Annotated in this window: 18 protein-coding genes and 1 tRNA gene; 14 read left to right on the forward strand and 5 right to left on the reverse strand. The window is 61.3% G+C overall.

Going from position 1 to position 18,403, the window contains the following annotated elements; all coding sequences use genetic code 11:
* Positions 1–8: 8 nt before the first annotated feature.
* The gene (locus tag DBAC_RS08035) at positions 9–1,478 is read right to left on the reverse strand and encodes an NfeD family protein (protein ID WP_015773786.1); all 1,470 of its coding nucleotides are present in this window, start codon (positions 1,476–1,478) and stop codon (positions 9–11) included.
* Positions 1,479–1,793: 315 nt separating this feature from the next.
* Here DBAC_RS08035 and DBAC_RS08040 point away from each other — a divergent pair.
* Both DBAC_RS08040 and DBAC_RS08045 read left to right on the forward strand, forming a co-directional pair.
* Positions 1,794–1,879, forward strand: a tRNA-Leu gene (locus DBAC_RS08040).
* Between the two features lie 132 nt (positions 1,880–2,011).
* Positions 2,012–2,221 carry a hypothetical protein gene (locus DBAC_RS08045; RefSeq protein ID WP_015773788.1) on the forward strand — a complete coding sequence of 70 codons (210 nt, stop codon included), beginning with the start codon at positions 2,012–2,014 and terminating at the stop codon, positions 2,219–2,221.
* Here DBAC_RS08045 and rsmG read toward each other — a convergent pair.
* Positions 2,192–2,836, reverse strand: a complete 645-nt coding sequence (rsmG, locus tag DBAC_RS08050) for a 16S rRNA (guanine(527)-N(7))-methyltransferase RsmG (RefSeq protein WP_015773789.1) — start codon at positions 2,834–2,836, stop codon at positions 2,192–2,194. The genes DBAC_RS08045 and rsmG overlap by 30 nt on opposite strands.
* Positions 2,837–2,994: 158 nt before the next feature.
* Here rsmG and DBAC_RS08055 point away from each other — a divergent pair, with 158 nt between their 5' ends.
* The 7 genes from DBAC_RS08055 (at position 2,995) to htpX (ending at position 11,383) form a co-directional block, all read left to right on the forward strand.
* Positions 2,995–3,918: an ACP S-malonyltransferase gene (locus tag DBAC_RS08055; protein ID WP_015773790.1), complete on the forward strand. Its 924-nt coding sequence runs from the start codon at positions 2,995–2,997 to the stop codon at positions 3,916–3,918.
* A gap of 12 nt (positions 3,919–3,930) precedes the next feature.
* Complete coding sequence (argS, locus tag DBAC_RS08060) at positions 3,931–5,586, forward strand: arginine--tRNA ligase (protein ID WP_015773791.1); 1,656 nt, start codon at positions 3,931–3,933, stop codon at positions 5,584–5,586.
* Between the two features lie 22 nt (positions 5,587–5,608).
* Positions 5,609–6,313, forward strand: a complete 705-nt coding sequence (locus DBAC_RS08065; RefSeq protein WP_015773792.1) for an SPOR domain-containing protein — start codon at positions 5,609–5,611, stop codon at positions 6,311–6,313.
* 54 nt (positions 6,314–6,367) lie between these two features.
* A complete protein-coding gene (speB, locus tag DBAC_RS08070) occupies positions 6,368–7,243 on the forward strand; it encodes an agmatinase (RefSeq protein ID WP_015773793.1) in 876 nt (291 codons plus the stop codon).
* Positions 7,244–7,245: 2 nt separating this feature from the next.
* A complete protein-coding gene (locus DBAC_RS08075) occupies positions 7,246–8,415 on the forward strand; it encodes a class I SAM-dependent RNA methyltransferase (protein WP_015773794.1) in 1,170 nt (389 codons plus the stop codon).
* Positions 8,416–8,517: 102 nt separating this feature from the next.
* Entirely contained in the window at positions 8,518–10,272 is a 1,755-nt protein-coding gene (locus DBAC_RS08080; protein WP_015773795.1) for a long-chain-fatty-acid--CoA ligase, read from the forward strand.
* A gap of 268 nt (positions 10,273–10,540) precedes the next feature.
* Entirely contained in the window at positions 10,541–11,383 is an 843-nt protein-coding gene (gene htpX, locus DBAC_RS08085) for a zinc metalloprotease HtpX (protein ID WP_015773796.1), read from the forward strand.
* Between the two features lie 76 nt (positions 11,384–11,459).
* Here htpX and DBAC_RS08090 read toward each other — a convergent pair whose 3' ends face one another.
* The gene (locus DBAC_RS08090) at positions 11,460–12,170 is read right to left on the reverse strand and encodes a DUF3047 domain-containing protein (RefSeq protein ID WP_218915601.1); all 711 of its coding nucleotides are present in this window, start codon (positions 12,168–12,170) and stop codon (positions 11,460–11,462) included.
* Between DBAC_RS08090 and DBAC_RS08095 the strand changes: the two genes are divergently transcribed.
* Positions 12,169–13,710, forward strand: a complete 1,542-nt coding sequence (locus tag DBAC_RS08095; RefSeq protein WP_015773798.1) for a flagellar hook protein FlgE — start codon at positions 12,169–12,171, stop codon at positions 13,708–13,710. The two genes, DBAC_RS08090 and DBAC_RS08095, sit on opposite strands and share 2 nt — an antisense overlap.
* A gap of 1 nt (position 13,711) precedes the next feature.
* On the opposite strand, the gene DBAC_RS08100 is transcribed toward DBAC_RS08095, so the two are convergent.
* A complete protein-coding gene (locus DBAC_RS08100) occupies positions 13,712–14,527 on the reverse strand; it encodes a histidine racemase CntK family protein (protein WP_015773799.1) in 816 nt (271 codons plus the stop codon).
* A gap of 122 nt (positions 14,528–14,649) precedes the next feature.
* On the opposite strand from DBAC_RS08100, the gene DBAC_RS08105 reads away from it, so the two are divergent.
* From DBAC_RS08105 to DBAC_RS08115, 3 genes are read left to right on the forward strand one after another with little or no spacing between them, the layout of a single operon-like run.
* Entirely contained in the window at positions 14,650–15,441 is a 792-nt protein-coding gene (locus DBAC_RS08105; RefSeq protein WP_015773800.1) for an undecaprenyl-diphosphate phosphatase, read from the forward strand.
* Entirely contained in the window at positions 15,438–16,079 is a 642-nt protein-coding gene (locus DBAC_RS08110) for a class IV adenylate cyclase (protein WP_050762068.1), read from the forward strand. Before DBAC_RS08105 ends, DBAC_RS08110 begins: the two co-directional genes overlap by 4 nt.
* A complete protein-coding gene (locus DBAC_RS08115; protein ID WP_015773802.1) occupies positions 16,069–17,286 on the forward strand; it encodes an aminopeptidase in 1,218 nt (405 codons plus the stop codon). Before DBAC_RS08110 ends, DBAC_RS08115 begins: the two co-directional genes overlap by 11 nt.
* Here the strand turns inward: DBAC_RS08115 and DBAC_RS08120 are convergent.
* Entirely contained in the window at positions 17,283–17,630 is a 348-nt protein-coding gene (locus tag DBAC_RS08120) for an Hpt domain-containing protein (protein ID WP_050762070.1), read from the reverse strand. The two genes, DBAC_RS08115 and DBAC_RS08120, sit on opposite strands and share 4 nt — an antisense overlap.
* Before the next feature lie 175 nt (positions 17,631–17,805).
* Between DBAC_RS08120 and DBAC_RS08125 the strand changes: the two genes are divergently transcribed.
* On the forward strand, positions 17,806–18,336 hold the full coding sequence (locus DBAC_RS08125) for a metal-dependent transcriptional regulator (protein WP_015773803.1): 531 nt from the start codon (positions 17,806–17,808) through the stop codon (positions 18,334–18,336).
* The last annotated feature ends 67 nt before the right edge of the window (positions 18,337–18,403 follow it).

Genomic DNA, 18,403 nt, shown 5'->3' on the forward strand with positions numbered 1-18,403 from the left:
TCTCCTTTTTAGTGTTTGTCGTTGTCGGTCGGCGCCTTGGTCACGGAAAGGACAAGCCCCTCCTCTTCCATGGCGATAACGCGGACCTTGTCGCCCTGACGGATCGGATGCCCTGACCTGGCCGACCAGTTCTCGCCCTGCAGATGCACCCTCCCGAGTCCGTCGATAAAATCCTGAATGGCTTCGGCTTCAAGGCCGACCATTGCCTCGCGGCTGCTGAGCCGCGGTTTTCGCAACGTGCGTGCGGCCACCCAGACGATGCCGCCGAAGAGCAGAGCAGAGCCGGCTCCCATGCCGACAATTGCATATGTGTTGATGCGGAATTCGGGCATGTCGCCCTCGAAAAGAATGACCGAACCAGCCACCACCGCGACAATGCCCCCGATCCCAAGGATGCCGAAGGCCGGAATGAAAAGCTCCACCCCGATCAGCGCCATTCCGAGCAAAATGAGCGCAAGCCCGGCGAAGTTCACGGGCAGGATCTGGAAGGCGTACAGCGCCAGCAACAGGCAGATGCCGCCGATTACCCCGGGCACCATGGCGCCCGGGTTGTAGCCCTCGAGAATCAGGCCGTAGATGCCCACCATCAGCAGCATGTAGGCCAGGGTCGGGTTGGTGATGATGGCCAGCAGTTCGGTGCGCCAGTCGGTTTCGATCTCGACGGTGGCAAGATTTGCCGTTTGCAGGGTGCGCGTGCCGTTCTCCATGCGCACCTCGCGACCGTCGATGGCTTCGAGAAGCTCGGGCAGGTTGGCCGCGACAACATCCACAACCCTCTGCTCCAGGGCCTCGGAGGCCGTCAGGCTGACCGCTTCGCGCACCGCGCGCTCGGCCCACTCGGCATTGCGGGCGTGACGCTCGGCCAGACCCTTGATGTAGGCCACGGCGTCATTGACGACCTTGCGCCCCATGGCGTCGTCGGGCAGGTTTTCCGGCTCTTCGGGCAGATTTTCCGGCTGCTCCGTAGCGTTGGCGCCTTCATCCCCATCCCGCATTTTTTCCATCGCCTCCCGGGCACGCTCCCAGCTCGATGGCGATTTGTCGCTCTCGCCGCCCCCGATCTGCACCGGCGTGGCCGAGCCGAGATTGGTGGCCGGGGCCATGGCCGCGATGTGACTGGCGTACATGATGTACGTTCCGGCACTGGCGGCACGGGATCCGGCCGGCGCGACCCAGGTCACCACCGGCACTTCGGAGGCCAAAATCTTGCGGATGATGTCGCGCATGGAAGCATCAAGTCCGCCAGGAGTGTTCAGACGCAACACGACCACCTCCGCGCCCTCTTTCTCGGCACGCGTGATGTTGCGCACAATGTGGTCGCGGGTGGCGGGTCCGATGGCATCATCAACGGTCAGAACATACCCCCGCCGCCCCGTGTCCGCCTCCTGCGCAAAAACAAAACCTGCCAGCACGGCCAGAATAAGGGCCGCCAGTACGCCGAGAATACGGAAGGAATTGGAGCTTCGGTAAATAGACATGCCTTCTTGATAAGGCCATTACACGAAGGATTCAAGGCCGCAGAGAAATTTCTCCAGGTGCATGGAGAACGGTTTTTGTCAGCGCTATCCCTAAGAAGCTTTGAAGCGTGAGAGAAATCGGCAAGAATCGAGTGGTCCGAAGTTGTCCGGCAGGTCACCGGCCTGGGCGAACATACTCAGCCCCTTGCCTTGCTTCTGAGCCAGCCCCGTCAAGCATTGTCTGGAGGACATCGACACAAATCCTCCTGCAACTGGGATTTTTCCCAAGAATCTGGTTGACTTTGAAATACGGCTTCACTAAGAACGACTCCTCACGCCGGAGTGGTGGAATGGTAGACGCAGAGGACTCAAAATCCTCCGGGGGCAACCCCTTGCGAGTTCGAGTCTCGCCTCCGGTACCATGAAAGATTAAAGGGTTAGCAGCTTAACAGGCCGCTAACCCTTTTTGTTGGTCCATCCTTCAAGCTCTTTGACCACGCGGGGCTCTTGTGGCAGGTAAACCCGGTCGATAGCGCACGCCCAAGGAAGGTCCCATGCTGAGTGAAAAATTTCTGAACGAATTCGAGGAATACCTGACCTCCGGCCAGCTGGAGGAAGACTACGGCTACTCCGCCGAGGACCGTAAGATCGAGATTCTTGAATATCTCGAACGCTTCATGGACCTGGCCGAGGAGGTCGACAAGGTTGCCACGCGCCTGCTCATGCCGCATCTCTCAGAAGTCATGCCCGCCAAGGACAAATAGCCTGAAATACCTTTTCTTCCCGGCCACCGTGTAGTCCCGGACCTGCTCCAGGCTGTAGCCATCCACCGTGTCGGCGGAAGTTTCGTTGCTCATGACCAGCACCCGCCCTTGCGGGGCGAGGCAACCCTTCACCGCGACAAGAAGCTTCTGCCAGGGCATGAAGGCCCGGCTGACGATGAGCCCGGCCTCGCGTCTGGCCGGGGGGAGCGCTTCCATGCGGGCGCAGATGACCCTGGTCCGGGGCAGCTTCATGTGCGCCACGGCCTGCTCCATGAAGATGGCCCGCTTTTGCCGGGGCTCCACCAGATAATAATCGCCCTGCTGCCAGAAGACGCGTAGCGGGATGCCCGGCAAGCCCGCTCCCGCGCCCAGATCCAAGGTCTGGGCGGGCTGGGGCGCGAGGGTCTGCAGCAGATCCGCCAGATGCCAGGAGTCCTGGATCAGGGTATCGAGGATTTCGGTCCAGGTCGCGGGCCCGACCAGATTCATGCGGCTGTTCCACTTGACGAGAAGACCAAGATAGACGCTTAAGAGGCGGGCCTGGTCATCGGTCAGGACCCGTCCCAGGCCTTGGGCCCTGACGGCGATTTCACGCGCGTCCGGAAAAGAATTCATAGACATTCCTTGTTCACGTCGGGGACGGGTTTCACTGGGTTACACCTTACAGGCATTTGCCCGGGGCGCTGCCCGCAAGGCGCAGCCCCGGGGGATTTTCCCTTTACCTGCGCGGGGGCTGCGGATACAAGCAGCTCAGTTTTTTGATTGGAGGAACAATGACCACACAGAGCATAGTATTTCCCGGCCAGGGATCGCAGGAGCCCGGGATGGGCCGGGATCTGGCCGAACACTGGTCCGAGGCCATGGACTTGTGGAAAAAAGCCGAGCGTCTGAGCGGCCTGCCGTTGCGCGAAATATATTGGGACGGTGACGAAAACGCCATGGCGGTGACGCGGAATCTGCAACCCGCCCTGACAGTTGTCAATATGAACCTGTGGTGTTTTGTGGCCGAAAAGCTGAGCCCCGCAGGAATGGCCGGGCACAGCCTGGGCGAATTCGCGGCCCTGTTCGCGGCCCGGGTCCTTTCCCTGGACAACGTCCTGGAGCTGGTCTGCCTGCGCGGCAGGCTCATGGACGAGGCTGTGAACCAGGACGGCCGCATGGCCGCCATCCTGAAGCTCGATCAGGCCAAGGTCGAAGAACTGGTCGCGGCCGCAGCCGGCCTGACCGGCCAGGAAATCCGCATCGCCAACTACAACACCCCGGGCCAGTTCGTGATCAGCGGACATGCCCAGGCCGTGGACCATGTCTGCGCGGGGGTCAAACCCCTGAAGGGCCGGGCCCTGGTCCTGCCGGTCAGCAACGCGTTCCATTCTCCGTACATGAGCGAAGCCGGAGACGAGCTCGCCAAATTCATGGACAAGCTTGATTGGCGCGACCCGCAGACCCCGGTCTATCTGAACGTTACGGCCAGGCCCGAAGCTGACGCCCGGGCGCTGAAAGAGACCGTGAAGCGCCAGATGACCTCGTCCGTGTACTGGACCCAGATCATCGAAAACCAGTACGCCGACGGCATGCGCTCCTTTATCGAACTGGGCCCCAAGGGCGCCCTGTCGCGCATGATCTCCCAGATATTGAAAGACCGGGACGGGGCCCAGACCCTGTCCGTCAGCACTCTTGAACACGCCGCTAGCCTTTGAGGAGACTCTGGCATGAAAGCCAAAAACTATATTTCTGAAAAATTGACCGCACTCATGGCCGCCAAAGGGCAGGCCCTTCCGGCCAAGACCACCATCGAGGCCCCCAAAAGCGAACAGCACGGCGACATGGCCACCAACATCACCATGGTCATGCCCAAGGAAAAAGGCCAGAACCCGCGCACCGTGGCCGAGGCGCTGAAAACCGAACTGCTGGCCATGTGCCCCGAGATCGAGAGCATCGAAATCGCCGGGCCGGGCTTCATCAATTTCACGTTCAAGCCCGTCTTCTGGCAGGAAGTGGCCCTGGCAGCCCTGGAAAACAAAGCCGACTTCGGCCGCATCGATGTCGGCCAGGGCCGCAAGGTGCAGGTCGAGTACGTGTCCGCCAACCCCACCGGCCCCCTGCATATCGGGCACGGACGCGGCGCGGCCGTGGGCGACAGCCTGACCCGCATCCTGCGCTTCACCGGACACGAGGTCGAGACCGAGTACTATTTGAACGACGCCGGACGCCAGATGCGCCTTTTGGGACTGGCCGTGTGGGTGCGCTACCAGCAGGCCTGCGGCATCGAGATCCCCTTCCCCGAGGACTGCTACCGCGGCGACTACATTAAAGACATCTCCGCCGCCCTCCTGGCCGAAAAAGGCAAGGCCCTGCTGGACCTGCCCGAGGAAGAGGCTCTGGACCTGTGCTACGAACGCGGCATGACGGACATCCTGAACGGCATCAAGCAGGACCTCATCGATTTTCGCGTCGAACACCAGCACTGGTTCTCGGAAAAGAGCCTGGTCGACGGCGGCCAGGTCGAGGCATCCCTGAACCGTCTCCTGGCCGAAGGCCGGGCCTATGAAAAGGACGGGGCGCTGTGGTTTCGGTCCACGGACCACGGCGACGACAAGGACCGCGTGCTCAGAAAATCCGACGGTCTTTTGACCTATTTCGCCTCCGACATTGCTTACCATGACAACAAGATCGCTCGCGGCTTCGACATGATGGTCGACATCTGGGGCGCGGACCACCACGGCTACGTGCCGCGCATGAAGGCGGCCATCGAGGCCCTGGGCAAGGACCGCGAATCCCTACAGGTCATTCTGGTGCAGCTTGTGAACCTGATCCAGGGCGGCGAGCAGATCGCCATGTCCACCCGCGCCGGCAAGTTCGAAACCCTGGCCGATGTCTGCGCCGAGGTGGGCGTGGATGCGGCGCGTTTCATCTTCCTGTCGCGCAAGAGCGACTCGCACCTGGATTTCGACCTCGACGTGGTCAAACAGCAGTCCATGGACAACCCGGTCTACTACGTACAGTACGCCCACGCCCGCATCAGCTCGCTCATGCGCAAGGCCGAGGAACAGGGCGTGGCCCTGCCCGAGCCGTCGGGCGCGCTCATGGCCCTCTTGACCACCCCCGAGGACAAGGCCCTGTTTAAAGCCCTGGACGCCTTCGAGGACACACTGGAACTGGCTGCCCGGACCCTCTCGCCGCATCACGTCAGCTACTACCTGATGGAACTTGCGGGACTGCTGCACCGTTATTATACTGTTCACCACATTCTGTCCGGGGACGACCAGGCGCTGCTGCAGGCCCGCATTCTTCTTTTCCAAGCCGTGGCCGGGGTACTCAAAGCCGGTCTTGATCTGCTGGGAGTGAACGCGCCCGAGCGCATGTAGAGCAATCGGACTTTACCGCATCATGATTACACGCAAATCAAGCACCACCAAAAAGAAAGACAAGAACAAGCTCAGTTTTCAGCTTGGCTTGTCGGGTTTTTTGTCGCTGGCCGTGCTTGTGGTTATCGGCATGGCCTGGTCATTCATTCTTGGCATCATCGTGGGACGCGGCTACCAGCCCGAAAAAATGGCCATGGAGATGGCCCAGAAGGTGCTCCCCGAAGACTTTCCGCTGCTGACTGAAAAGAATGAGGAAGTCCTGAAAGGAGAGGAACTTGAATTCTTCGACAAACTGAAGCAGGGGCCCACTTCCGTGGCTCCGGCTCCAGCCCCGCAGGCCAAGGCGCCAACACCTCCTCCGGTCAAGCCGGAGACCGCTGCCGCGCCCAAGCCGCAACAGTCGGCCATTGACGCGGCCCTGCAGTCGGCAGCGGTCGCGGCCGGCCAGAGTCCGACCCCGGCGGCAAAAGTCGCCAAGGAGGAGGTCTTTGTCTTCAACTATCAGGTCGCGGCCCTGGCTTCCATGGAGCAGGCCCAGACCTTCCTGAAAAAGCTCGATCCGTCGAAATTCAAGACGTCCGTGGTCACGGCCACCCACGAGGGCAAGACCTGGTACCGTGTCTACGTGCATCATCAGGGCACCGTGGACTCGGCCCTGGCCCTCAAGGAACAGCTCAAGGGCAGCGGCATCGGCGGCATGCTGCTGCGCTCCCGCACTCCGCTCTGATCCTGCGCCGTTTCACGCACGCCGGGCATCACATCCTGTCTGAAGGAGACATCCATGCATCACGAATTTTTTGACCTCGGGCCACGGCGGGGACGTAATATTTACGTACTGCCCGTCCCATACGAAGGCACGGTCAGCTACGGCACGGGCACGCGCCTGGGCCCGGAGGCGCTGTTCCGGGCCAGCGTGCAGATTGAATCCTTTGACGCGGAACTGGACCTTGATCTGGCCGATCTGGCCCACTTTACCCCGCTCCCCGTGGTCCATCCCCCGGCCAGCGGTCCCGATGGTCTGCACCAGGCCATGCGCGAACACCTCAAGGGACTCGACGCGACCAAGGACTTCGTCCTGACACTGGGCGGCGAGCACTCGGTGCCCTTACCCCTTTTCGAATTCTACCGGCAGGCCCATCCCGACCTGGCCCTGCTGCACATCGATGCCCATGCGGACCTGCGCGAAAGCTACGAGGACAGCCCGTATTCCCACGCCTGCATCATGGCCCGGGCCCGGCAGCTGGGCATCCCCCTGGCCCAGATCGGCATCCGCTCCCTTTGCCGGGAGCAACGGGACTACATGCGCGCGCAGAACCCCTCGGAACTCATGACCCTCTTCGCCTGGGACCTGCCCACTCCTGGCGAGGCGGCAGAACGCATCCGGGCCTTTATCGGGGGCAGGCCCCTGTATATCTCTTTCGACGTGGACGGCATGGACCCCAGCGTCATCCCCGGCACGGGCACACCCGAACCCGGCGGCATCCCCTACAGGTGGATGACCCGCTTCTGCAAAGAGCTGTGGCTCGACGGACTGGGCCCGAAGCTGGTCGGCATGGACATGTGCGAACTCGCGCCCATTCACGGCTCCCAGGCATCGGAGACCGCCGCCGTCAAGCTCATCCAGCGCATCCTGACCGCCTGGCTCGGACTCGCCTGATAATGAGCACCGTAGGCGATCTCTTGACCCTCAAGGTCGAAAAACTGCTCTGGCGCGGGCGCGGTCTGGCCCGCCAGGACTCGGGACAGGTGGTCATGATCGAACCCGGCGTGCTGCCGGAAGAGGTTGTGGACGTACGCGTGACCAAGACGGCCAAGGATTTCCTGCAGGCCGAGGCCGTAAAGATCCAAAGCCCCTCGCCGCTGCGCGGAATTCATCCCTGTCCCCACGCCGCGGACTGCGGGGGTTCGCGCTTCGGCATGGTCGCTCCGGAAACGGGCACGCAGCTCAAGGCGGACATCCTGCGCGACGCCCTGCCCCGCGCGCTTGGCCGGGATCACGGCCTGCGCATTCCCGAGCTCCGGGTCGTGCCCAGCCCCCAGGGCTGGCGCTACCGCCAGCGCGGCCAGATCCATGTCGCCTCCGGCCTTCCCCACGCCATGGGCCACGCCAGCAACGACCTCGTTCCCCTGACCGACTGCCACCTTTTGGCCGCGCCCCTGGCCAGTGCCATGCCCGCCCTGGCAAAAGGCCTGCCAGACGGCCGCTTCACCATCGCGGCCAGCCCGGACACGGGGCAGACCGCAACGGAACGGGACAACGTGCTGCTGCCCTTCTCCTTCCCCGATTTCGGTCTGACCCTGCAACTGCCGCCGAGCACCTTTTTCCAGGCCAATTGGGCGCTGAACCAGCATCTGGTGCGCAGCACCGTGGACGCGCTGCATGGCTTTGAACGCATCGCCGACCTCTTCTCCGGAGCGGGAAATTTCGCCCTGCCCCTGGCCAGTCGGGGCAAATCCGTACTGGCCGTGGAAGGCTCGGCCCCGGCCGTGGATACCGGCATGCGCAACGCCGATCGGCTGGCCCTGAAGTCGGTCACTTTCCGCGATGCCAACCTGGCAAAACCGGCCGCCTGGAAAATGGTGGAAGACTTCGCCCCCCGCGCCGCCATCCTGGACCCACCCCGCACCGGCGCCAAGGGCATCGGCCGCACCCTTCTGGGCATGCCGGGCCTTGAACGCCTGGCCTGGGTCTCCTGCGACGTGGTCAACACCGTCCGCGACGCAAAGCCGCTCCTTGCGGCCGGCTGGAGCATCTCGTCCCTGACCCTCTTCGACATGTTCCCCGGCACCTGGCACATGGAAGTGCTTATGATCCTCGACCGTCCGTAAGGGCAACCCTGTATCCTGAAACCTGACTGGTCCCCAAGGCTTGCGCCAAAACGCGGAGAACTGTAGGACATCCTTCACACTTCACAGCCGCCGGGGGAGCACATGATTGCAGAGGCGATAAACAAGGTCTGGCTCAAGCACTATGATCAGGAAGTCAGTCCGAGCCTGGACTATGAAACCGTTCCGCTCTTCGAAATTCTGGAGCGTGCGGCGGCCAGCTATCCGGACCGTCCAGCCATAGTCTTCAACAACTGGAGCGTGAGCTACAAAAAGCTCAAGCGTCTGGTGGATCTTGCCGCTGCCAACCTGAAAAAGGCCGGGGTCAAACCCGGTGAGCGGGTGGCCATCATGCTGCCCAACTGTCCGCAGACGGTCATCACCTACTGGGCCTGCCTCAAGCTCGGGGCCGTGGTCGTCATGACCAATCCCTTGTACATGGAGAAGGAGCTGCTCCATCATTTCAACGATTCCGAGGCCAAAACCCTCATCACGTTGAATCTGCTCTGGAAACGCGTGGACGCCCTGCGCTCCAGGCTGCACCTGCGGCGCATCTTCGTGACCTCCATCGCCGACTGTCTGAGCTTTCCGCTAAGCGTCCTCTACACGCTCAAATCCAGGCGCGAATACAAGCTCGAACCCATCCCGTACGACAGCACGCACGTGCTGCCCTGGAAAGGACTTCTCAAGCGGGCGACCATCGAACCGCCCCATCCCGTCGATCCCGTGAAGGATCTGGCTGCGCTGCAATACACCGGCGGCACCACGGGCGTGTCCAAGGGCGTCATGCTGACCCATGCCAATCTGGGCTACAACGCCCAGCAGGCCCGGGCCATCCTGCACACCATCAAGGACTCGGGCGAGGTCATGCTCGGCCTTTTGCCTTTTTTTCACATTTACGGGCTGACTGTCTGCGTCAATTTCGGCACCCTCATCGGCGCGACGCTGGTACCCATGGCCAAGTTCGTGCCTCTGGACGTGCTTAAGACCATCCACAAGAAAAGACCGACCATCTTTCCCTGCGCGCCGTCGATCTTCATCGCCCTCTTGCAGCAGAAGAACCTGCACAAATATGATCTTTCCTCCGTGCGCTACTGCATCTCCGGCTCCGCGCCCATGCCTGTGCCGATCATGGAAAAATTCAACAGCCTGAGCAACGGGGCCAACATCATCGAAGGCTTCGGCCTGACCGAAGCGTCGCCCATCACGCACCTCAATCCCCTGCGCGGCAACAGCAAGAACGGCTCCATCGGTCTGCCCTTTCCCGACACCGACGCCGCCATCGTGGACATGGAAGTAGGTTCCCTGCCGCTGCCCGTGGGCAAGATAGGAGAACTTGTCGTGCGCGGCCCGCAGGTCATGCAGGGCTACTGGAAACGCCCCGACGAGACGGCCAGCGTGCTCAGAAACGGCTGGCTCTATACCGGCGACATCGCGTACATGGACGAGGACGGCTTTTTTTTCATCGTCGACCGCAAGAAGGATCTGATCATCACCGGCGGGTACAACGTCTACCCGCGCGAAATCGACGAAGTGCTGCATGAACACCCGGCCATCAAGGAGGCCGTCAGCGTGGGCATCACGCACAAGACCCGCGGCGAGATCATCAAAGCCTACATCGTGCTGCGCGAGGGCGAGAGCCTGACCAAAGCCGACGTCATCGCCTTCTGCAAGGAGAAGCTGGCCAATTACAAGGTGCCGAAACAGGTCGAGTTCAGGGACGATCTGCCCAAGAGCATCGTCGGCAAGGTCCTGCGCCGGGTCATCCGCGAAGAAGAGGACCGCAAGGCTCACGATCATTGCGAGTGCAACGGAAACGGTGAAGACATTGAAGCAAACGGCGACGAGAAGGATCGATAGCCAGGCGCGTGTCGTTTTTTGCGACCGCCTGTGAAACGCCTGCCGGGCCACCCTTGACAGCCGCCGAGCCGGTACTTATTTCAATTAAATCAAAAAGGGGAGTAGCTAGCGGTTCCCGGGCCAACCCGGCAACCGACCCGTGGTTCGTCAGTACGGCGCATACGCCCGGACCCGGGAATCCGACAACGGTCGAGATCAGCAAGACCTTTATCCACATGAACACGGGTAAAGGTCTTTTTCTTTACCCCGGATGTAAACGGAGAAAAAAATGAACCTGCTGAAGACCACGTTTCTCTTGACCCTGCTGACGCTGCTGCTTGTCGCCATGGGCGGCGCCATCGGCGGCAAGTCCGGGATGATCATCGCCTTTGTCATTGCCGGCGGCATGAACTTCTTTGCCTACTGGAACTCGGACAAGATCGTCCTCAAGATGTACAAAGCCCGCGAAGTGACTCGCGCCGACAGTCCGGATTTCTACGGCATCGTCGAAAACCTGGCGCGCAAGGCGAACATGCCCATGCCCAAGGTCTACGTCATCCCGTCGGACAGCCCCAACGCCTTCGCCACCGGCCGCAACCCGGAGCATGCAGCGGTCGCCGCCACCACGGGCATCATGCGCATCCTCTCGCGCGACGAGCTTGAAGGAGTCATGGCCCACGAACTGACTCACGTCATGAACCGCGACACCCTTATCGCCACCGTCGCCGCGACCATCGCCGGAGCCATCTCCATGCTCGGCAGCATGCTGCAGTGGGCGGCCATTTTCGGCATGGGACGCAGCAACGACGAGGAAGGCGGCGGAAGCGTGCTCGGCAGCCTGGCCATGGCCATCATCGCGCCCATCGCGGCCATGCTCATCCAGATGGCCGTTTCGCGTTCGCGCGAATTCATGGCCGACGAGGGCGGCGCGAAAATGTGCGGCAAACCGAAAGCCCTGGCCAGCGCGCTCATGAAGCTGCAGCAGTCCGCAACCAGAGCCCCCATGGAGGAAGCCACCCAGGCCACCTCGCACATGTTCATCGTCAATCCGCTCTCGGCATCAAAGCTGGCCAGCCTCTTTTCAACCCACCCCGCGACCGAAGACCGCGTGGCCAGACTCATGGCCATGTAAGGCTGGAATCTTTTCCTGAAAAAAGAGCCCTCTCCACACGCCGTGGAGGGGGCTCTTTTTGTTCAGGCAATCGTGACTAGTGCTTTGAAAACCACGGCTGCCCGTACCAGGCCCGGGCGGATTGGCCCGAGTTGTCCGTGTCGGTCATGATGGCAACGGCGTCGATTTCCTCGATATCCTCGCCAAAGACCTGTTTCCAGTCCTCGCGGATGTTGCGCTTTTCCGTGACCAGTTCGCCCACACGGGCGGTTCCGCTGCGCACCGCGACCATGTAGGCGCTCGACGTGAAGGCGTTGGGCCACATGGCGCCCTCGGGTTCGGTGCTGGACCAGGCGTAGGACAGGGCCTTGGTTTTCCAGAAGGCCAGCCCGCCCTTGGCCACCACGTAAATACGGGCCGGATAGTCATCCCCGCCCTTCTCGCGCTCGTTTACGCCCTGAAGCACGTTCTCCACCTTCCAGGACCAGTTGAGCCAAGGCGTTGCTCGAAGATCAATCGACTGCTCGAAAAATAGCCCCGAGGCCGTGCCGTTGCTTTCGGCCAGCAGCAGCTTCTCCTCTTGCAGCGGCGTATAGACAGTCCGCCCCACGAACTCCTTTTCCTTCCAGCCCGGATGTCCCGGCGCATAGAGGGCCGGAAGCCCGCCCGCAAGGGCCACGCACGCCCAGCCCATGAACACTGCGGCAAGCACCAGCCGCGCCCATGGACCCATTCCTGCATTTTGCTGGGCAGGCAGGAAAATTCTGCCGGATCGTACACGCATTTTTTCAGTCCCGGAGGCATTCATGAGCATCTCCTCTTCCCTTTATATCGGCACCACGGGGATCATGGCCCAACAGAAGAACATGGCGGTCATTTCCGACAACATAGCCAATGTGAGCACGGTTGGATTCAAATCCTCGCACATGATCTTCAATACCCTGATGAGCCAGCAGATGGGCTCGGCGAGCGTCAGCAACCAGGTCGGGCAAGGCGTCGGCGTCAGTTCCATTCTGTACGACATGTCGCTGGGAGCGCTGGAACCGACCAACACGGCCACCGATATCTCCATCAGCGGCAAGGGATTTTTCATCGTCTCGCCCAACGGAAGCAGCGACCAGCATTATACCAGAGCCGGCAACTTCCGCTTCGACGCGGAAGGCTACCTGCGTGATCCGCAAGGGAACATCCTGCAGGGCTATCGGATGCCGGCGGAATCCATACTGGACACGGCGCCTGTCATTCCGCCCGCCGCAAGCGCTCCCATCACGGACATCCGTCTCGACATGCAGGACGGCGGAGGTCCCGTCTCCGAACCCGAAGCGACGACGGAAATGCGCATGATGATCAACCTCGATTCAAGCTCGCAAGAACGGAGCACCAGCACGACCAGCCCCTTCACGGCCCTCTTCGACAGCTGGGATGCGACGCAGCCGGAGCCTTTGGACGCGGGGGCCTACTCGTATCAATCGGCCATGAAGATCTACGATTCCGACGGCGGAGCGCATGAGGTCAGGGCCTATTTCGATCCTGTGCAGGACGGCGCGAGCGTCCCCAGCGGCAACCGCATGTGGGAATTTCTGGTCACCATCCCGCCCACGCAAGACGCCTCCGGCCTGGACACGAAAAAAGGCGTGCTCATGACCGGAACCCTGACCTTCACGGCATCGGGCGAACTGTTGAACATGAGCGCCTTCGAAGGCTCCTCCGACGACAAAAACAGCTGGGTCCCGGTCAATTTGTCCGAAGACGGCTACCCTGTCCTGAACGTGAACCTGGTCGGAGCGGAGCCCATCTCAAGCGCTCTGGACATGGGACTGCGCTCGAATTCCGGCTGGGCGCTGCCTGCGGGGGTGAACACCCTGGCCGATCTGGGCACGGCGATTTCGGATTTGCCTTCCTTGCAAAACGCGGACAGGCAGATCCTCTCGATCACCAATTTCAACTCCGGATCCAGCACCCTCTATCAATCCCAGAACGGATATGAACGCGGATTCCTGCAATCGGTCAGCGTGGACACCGCAGGAGTGCTCGTCGGCTACTTTTCCAATGGTCAGAATCAGGGCCTCTACAAGATCCCCATGGCCGATTTCATCAATCCGCAGGGACTCTTTCGAGAAGGAGGAAACCTTTTTTCCGCCACCAAGGATTCCGGGGCCGTCTCTGTGGGTTGGGCCGGAGAAGGCAGGCTTGGAAGCGTCATCACCAGCAGCCTGGAAAATTCCAATGTCGACCTGGCCACCGAATTCGTGAACATGATCATCACTCAAAAAGGATTCGACGCCAACAGCAAGGTCATCACCACAGGCGACCAGGTCGTGCAGACGGCCATCCAGATGAAGAGATAGCTTAAAGAAAGGCCTCGCCTCTGGCGACCAGGGTCACGGGTCCAAAAATCCAGACGCCGGGACCGTCACCGTCGGCGCGCACGCCGATCTCGCTGCCGCTGGGCTGCAGGACCCGCAGATCCGTGGGCAAATTTTTCCCACGCCCCAGCCACAGCGCCAAAGCCAGGCTGCCCGAACCGCAGCCGGTCTCGTAATGCGTAGAGGCGGTGGAACGCACCCAGACCACGGGTTTGATGGCGCACGTGGGACTGGTCCGGTACCAGAGGCAGCCCACGGCCTCTTCATCCAGACCGAATTTCGCCCGCAGGGCAGCGCAGGCACTCTCGAAATCCTCGGCAAAAGGGTGCAGCTCCTCGTCAAGGCAGAGATGCGTGATGCCCGGCAGGCGCACCAGCCCAAGGCCCGGTTCCAGCTCCGAAATCCAGTCGTGCCTGCCGACGTCAGAAGATACTGGCAGCGGCATCTCGACCCAGCATTCATACCCATCCGCGGCGACCCGCAGCGCCACCGGACGATCAACGCCCGACACCCGAAGCTCCCCGCGCAGTTCCTCGCCGATCCGGGCCAGCCCAACGCCTTCCCGGGCCATGACCGCCGCAGCCGCGCGGCAGGCGTTCCCGCAGAATTCACCGCCCATCATGTCGAGACGCACAGGGTCGGCCCCAAGGTCTAAAAAGCCGACCTGCTCGGCCTGCAGATGATTCGCATCCATAAGAAGCCGGGCAAGCTGCGCCCGTTGTCCAGGCGGCACCGCATCAAGGATGAGAATGGTCGCATTGCCGCCGGGACTTGCCTTGTAAAACCGAAGTGTACGCACGTTGTTCCCCTTGTGATCAAAGCGTGCAAAGCTACCTCAAGCCCACCTCGCGGGCAAGGCGGTATTGACCCCTCTGTCGCCCGTGCGTAGGACGGTTTTTTCACTTCCACCCCCGAAATCACATGACATCATATCTGAACGCCATCATCCTGGGCATTGTCGAAGGCCTGACCGAATTTCTGCCCGTCTCTTCCACCGGGCACCTGATCATCGCCGGACACCTGCTCGATTTCACCGGCCCCAAGGCCGAAACCTTCAGCATCGTCATCCAGCTCGGGGCCATCCTGGCCGTGGTCGCCCTCTACTGGCCAACCTTCTGGGGGCTTGTACGCCCGACAAAGCGACCCTTCAGCGGCATGCGCGGCCTGATCCTGCTTTTTCTGACCTCTCTGCCGGCAGCCATGCTCGGACTCTTTGCCCACTCGGCCATCAAGGAGCATCTCTTTTCTCCCGTGACCGTGGCCTTTGCCCTGGCTGCCGGAGCCCTGGCCATTCTCATGGTTGAAAGAATGCCCGCCAAAAACCGGGTCACAAGCCTGGACGAGATCACCCCGGCCCTGGCGCTGGGCATCGGCTGCTTTCAGTGCCTGTCCCTGTGGCCCGGATTTTCGCGCTCCGCCGCGACCATCATGGGCGGCATGATCCTTGGCGCCGGGCGCCGCACCGCCGCCGAGTACTCCTTTGTCGCCGCCGTGCCCATCATGTTCGCGGCCACGGGCTACGACATGCTTAAAAGCTGGCGTCTTTTCAGCCCCGATGACTTTCTTATCCTGGGCGTTGGTTTCGCCGTGTCCTTTGTCTCGGCCTGGCTCGCGGTCAAGGGCTTTATCGCGCTGCTGGGCCGCCTGACCCTGCGCCCCTTCGCCTGGTACCGCCTGGCCCTGGCCCCGGTCGTGCTCTGGATCTTCTGGTGAGCGCGCTGGGCATCGAGCACGAGGCAAAATTCATGCTCGGCGACTGCCGGGACATGGAGCCCCGACTGCGCAGTCTGGGCAGGCTCTGCACGCCGTGGCATTTCGAGTCCAACACGGTTTACGACCGCGACGGCGAATTGGCCGCCTCCGGACGCCTGCTGCGCCTGCGCTGCGCCCACGCCGCGACCCAAACTTCGACCCTGACTTTCAAGGAGCCTGCGCCGGACCACGAGAATAAAGGAATCAAGAGCCGCATCGAGCGGGAGATCATAGTCCAGGACCCGAACGCCATGGACGCCATCCTGCGCGGACTGGGCTATGCGCCGCGGCTGCGCTACGAGAAATTCCGCGCCGTCTGGGAGTTACCGCAAGGCCTTGTCTTCCTGGACATTCTGCCCTTCGGCCATTTTCTTGAAATCGAGGCTGAGCCTCAGTCGATCACCGACATCGCGCAAGCGATCGGCCTTGAGCCAGGCTCCGCCATGGACAAAAGCTATCACAGCCTGCACCGGTCCTGGCGCAGGCGGCAAGGCCTCGCCCCGCTGGACGATTTCGTCTTCGACGAGGCCGAGCGCCACCTACTGACCATTCGCCTGGGAGTACTCCCAAGGCCTCAAGGAGAAATACATGCTGACTGATATCCAACTCGAAAAATACGCGAAAGTCCTGTTCTGGGGCATGCAGAAAGCCCGCGTCACCCCCTTTGCGCCGGGAGACATCGTCCTTGTGCGTACGGACCTTGCGGCCCTGCCCCTGGCCGAAAAGATGCAGTCCCTGATCCTCGCGCAGGGCCTCAATCCCGTGCTGCGCATCAATCCCCCGAGCACCCTGGAGAAAGGCTATTTCAGCCTCGCTTGGCAAGAGCAGCTCTCTTTTGTCATCCCCGGCGACCGCGAACTCTATGAGCACCTGGCCGGGCTGATTTCTCTGCTGGCTCCGGACTCCATCACGCACTTGAAAGACATCCCGCCGACCAAGATCGCCACCTTCTCCCTGGCTCGCAAATACCTGCGCGACATTCTGGACAAACGCGAAGCCACCCGGCAATTCGGCTGGACCCTCTGCCTCATGCCCACCCCGGCCCTGGCCGAAAACGCGGGACTTTCCCCGGAGGATTACGCAGCCCAGATCATACGCGCGTCCTACCTGGACGAAGCCGACCCCGTGGCCACCTGGGAGGAAATTTTCCGAGAGGCTCATGGCGTCAAGGAATGGCTCAACGGCATGGATGTGGAGTATTACCATGTGCAGTCCGCTTCCACGGACCTTAAAATCCACCCCGGAGAGTCCCGTTGCTGGATCGGCATCTCGGGACACAATATCCCAAGCTTCGAGCTCTTCATCTCACCGGATTACCGCCTGACCGAGGGCACCTACCACGCCGACCAGCCTTCCTACCGCAGCGGCAACCTGGTCAGCGGCGTGACCCTGGAATTTTCCGCAGGCCAGGCCCGGGTGGTCAAGGCGGATCAGGGCGAGGAGTTTGTGCGCTCGCAACTGGAAATGGACCCGGGCGCGTGCCGGCTTGGCGAATTTTCGCTGACCGACAAGCGTTTCTCGCCCATCAACGCCTTCATGGCGCACACGCTTTTCGACGAGAATTTCGGCGGCGAACACGGCAACTGCCATGTCGCGGTGGGAGCATCCTATGCCGACACCTACGCGGGAGATCCGGCGGAACTGACGGATGAACGCAAAAAGGAGCTGGGCTTCAACGATTCGGCCTTGCACTGGGACCTGGTCAATACCGAACCCAAAAAAGTGACCGCTTTCCTGCGCGGCGGCACGAAAACGGTCATTTACGAGGACGGCATGTTCACCATGCCGGATGAGGCCCGGCTCTAGTCCGCGCAAAACCTGCGCATGGACTCCAGGGTCTCTTCACAGACCAGGGTCAGCTCCGTGCGCAGGGCATCGATCCGGTCCCGCGACCGGGCCTTGGCGACCCGCTCCAGCTCGGCGGCAAGCCCGCAGAGCCGGGTCGCCCCCACCGTGGCCGAAGCGCCTTTCAGGGAATGGGCGGTGCGCTCGATCTGGTAGAATTCACCCTGACTCGCAAACTCCTCGATACTGCGCAACTTCTTGGGCGCATCGTCGATGTAGAGCTGAAAAAGATTGGCCAGCAGTTCCCGGTCTCCGGACATGCGCTCCAGCGTTTCTTCAATGGAAAGCAGCGGTATATCAGACACGATTCACTCCCTTCGGGTTCAAGCAGTAACGATTTGCAACCCTTACCTATTTTTTACCTGCCTGAAAAGGGTCTGGCTGCTTGCGCTTTTCATGTTTCATCTTCCTCTTGCCACGTGCACGCAAAATTACTAGTCGTAACTAACATTTTTCGAGCAACCGCAAAAGGACAACACCATGGACCACATGTCCTCCAATCTGGAAGACTATCTCGAAGTCATATTCTCCCTGGAGTCAGTCAATTCCGAGGCCCGGGCCAAGGATATCGCCGACGCCATGGGCGTGCAGAGGGCCTCGGTCACCAACGCGCTGCAGAAGCTTTCCCAGCGGGGGCTCATCAATTACCAGCCCTACAGTTCGGTCACCCTTACTCCCGAAGGATTCCGCACGGCGACCCGCATCGTGCACCGCCACAAGGTGCTCTACGACTTCCTACACACCTTTCTTCAGATCCGGCCCGAAGTGGCCGAGGACACGGCCTGCAAGCTCGAACACCACATCGACGACGAAAGCCTTGAGACCCTGACCAAATTCGCCCGCTTCATCATGACCTGCCCCCGCACCGGCAAGGACTGGCTGGAGGCGTTCACCCGCTCCTGCAATGAGCGAGGAACGTGCACCAACTGCTCCGAATGCATCAAATCCTGCCTGGAACGGCAGGATGACAAGTGTCCTGGCAGCTCCGAGCCCAGCTCAAAAACATCCTGAAAACTTCATGTCCGCGCTGCGAAACCCAAAGAAAACGCTTGTGAAGCTGGTAAAATATCTCAAAATC

The sequence above is a fragment of the Desulfomicrobium baculatum DSM 4028 genome (assembly GCF_000023225.1).
GTDB classification, from domain to species: Bacteria; Desulfobacterota; Desulfovibrionia; order Desulfovibrionales; family Desulfomicrobiaceae; genus Desulfomicrobium; species Desulfomicrobium baculatum.

Bases quoted from the DNA above. Each gene is read 5' to 3' on its own strand.
- DBAC_RS08115 (WP_015773802.1), top strand. From the start codon at position 16,069: ATGCTGACTGATATCCAACTCGAAAAATACGCGAAAGTCCTGTTCTGG.
- DBAC_RS08090 (WP_218915601.1), bottom strand. From the start codon at position 12,170: ATGAATGCCTCCGGGACTGAAAAAATGCGTGTACGATCCGGCAGAATT.
- rsmG (WP_015773789.1), bottom strand. From the start codon at position 2,836: ATGAATTCTTTTCCGGACGCGCGTGAAATCGCCGTCAGGGCCCAAGGC.
- DBAC_RS08045 (WP_015773788.1), top strand. From the start codon at position 2,012: ATGCTGAGTGAAAAATTTCTGAACGAATTCGAGGAATACCTGACCTCC.
- htpX (WP_015773796.1), top strand. From the start codon at position 10,541: ATGAACCTGCTGAAGACCACGTTTCTCTTGACCCTGCTGACGCTGCTG.
- DBAC_RS08080 (WP_015773795.1), top strand. From the start codon at position 8,518: ATGATTGCAGAGGCGATAAACAAGGTCTGGCTCAAGCACTATGATCAG.
- DBAC_RS08105 (WP_015773800.1), top strand. From the start codon at position 14,650: ATGACATCATATCTGAACGCCATCATCCTGGGCATTGTCGAAGGCCTG.
- argS (WP_015773791.1), top strand. From the start codon at position 3,931: ATGAAAGCCAAAAACTATATTTCTGAAAAATTGACCGCACTCATGGCC.
- DBAC_RS08035 (WP_015773786.1), bottom strand. From the start codon at position 1,478: ATGTCTATTTACCGAAGCTCCAATTCCTTCCGTATTCTCGGCGTACTG.
- DBAC_RS08125 (WP_015773803.1), top strand. From the start codon at position 17,806: ATGGACCACATGTCCTCCAATCTGGAAGACTATCTCGAAGTCATATTC.
- DBAC_RS08095 (WP_015773798.1), top strand. From the start codon at position 12,169: ATGAGCATCTCCTCTTCCCTTTATATCGGCACCACGGGGATCATGGCC.
- speB (WP_015773793.1), top strand. From the start codon at position 6,368: ATGCATCACGAATTTTTTGACCTCGGGCCACGGCGGGGACGTAATATT.
- DBAC_RS08055 (WP_015773790.1), top strand. From the start codon at position 2,995: ATGACCACACAGAGCATAGTATTTCCCGGCCAGGGATCGCAGGAGCCC.
- DBAC_RS08065 (WP_015773792.1), top strand. From the start codon at position 5,609: ATGATTACACGCAAATCAAGCACCACCAAAAAGAAAGACAAGAACAAG.
- DBAC_RS08075 (WP_015773794.1), top strand. From the start codon at position 7,246: ATGAGCACCGTAGGCGATCTCTTGACCCTCAAGGTCGAAAAACTGCTC.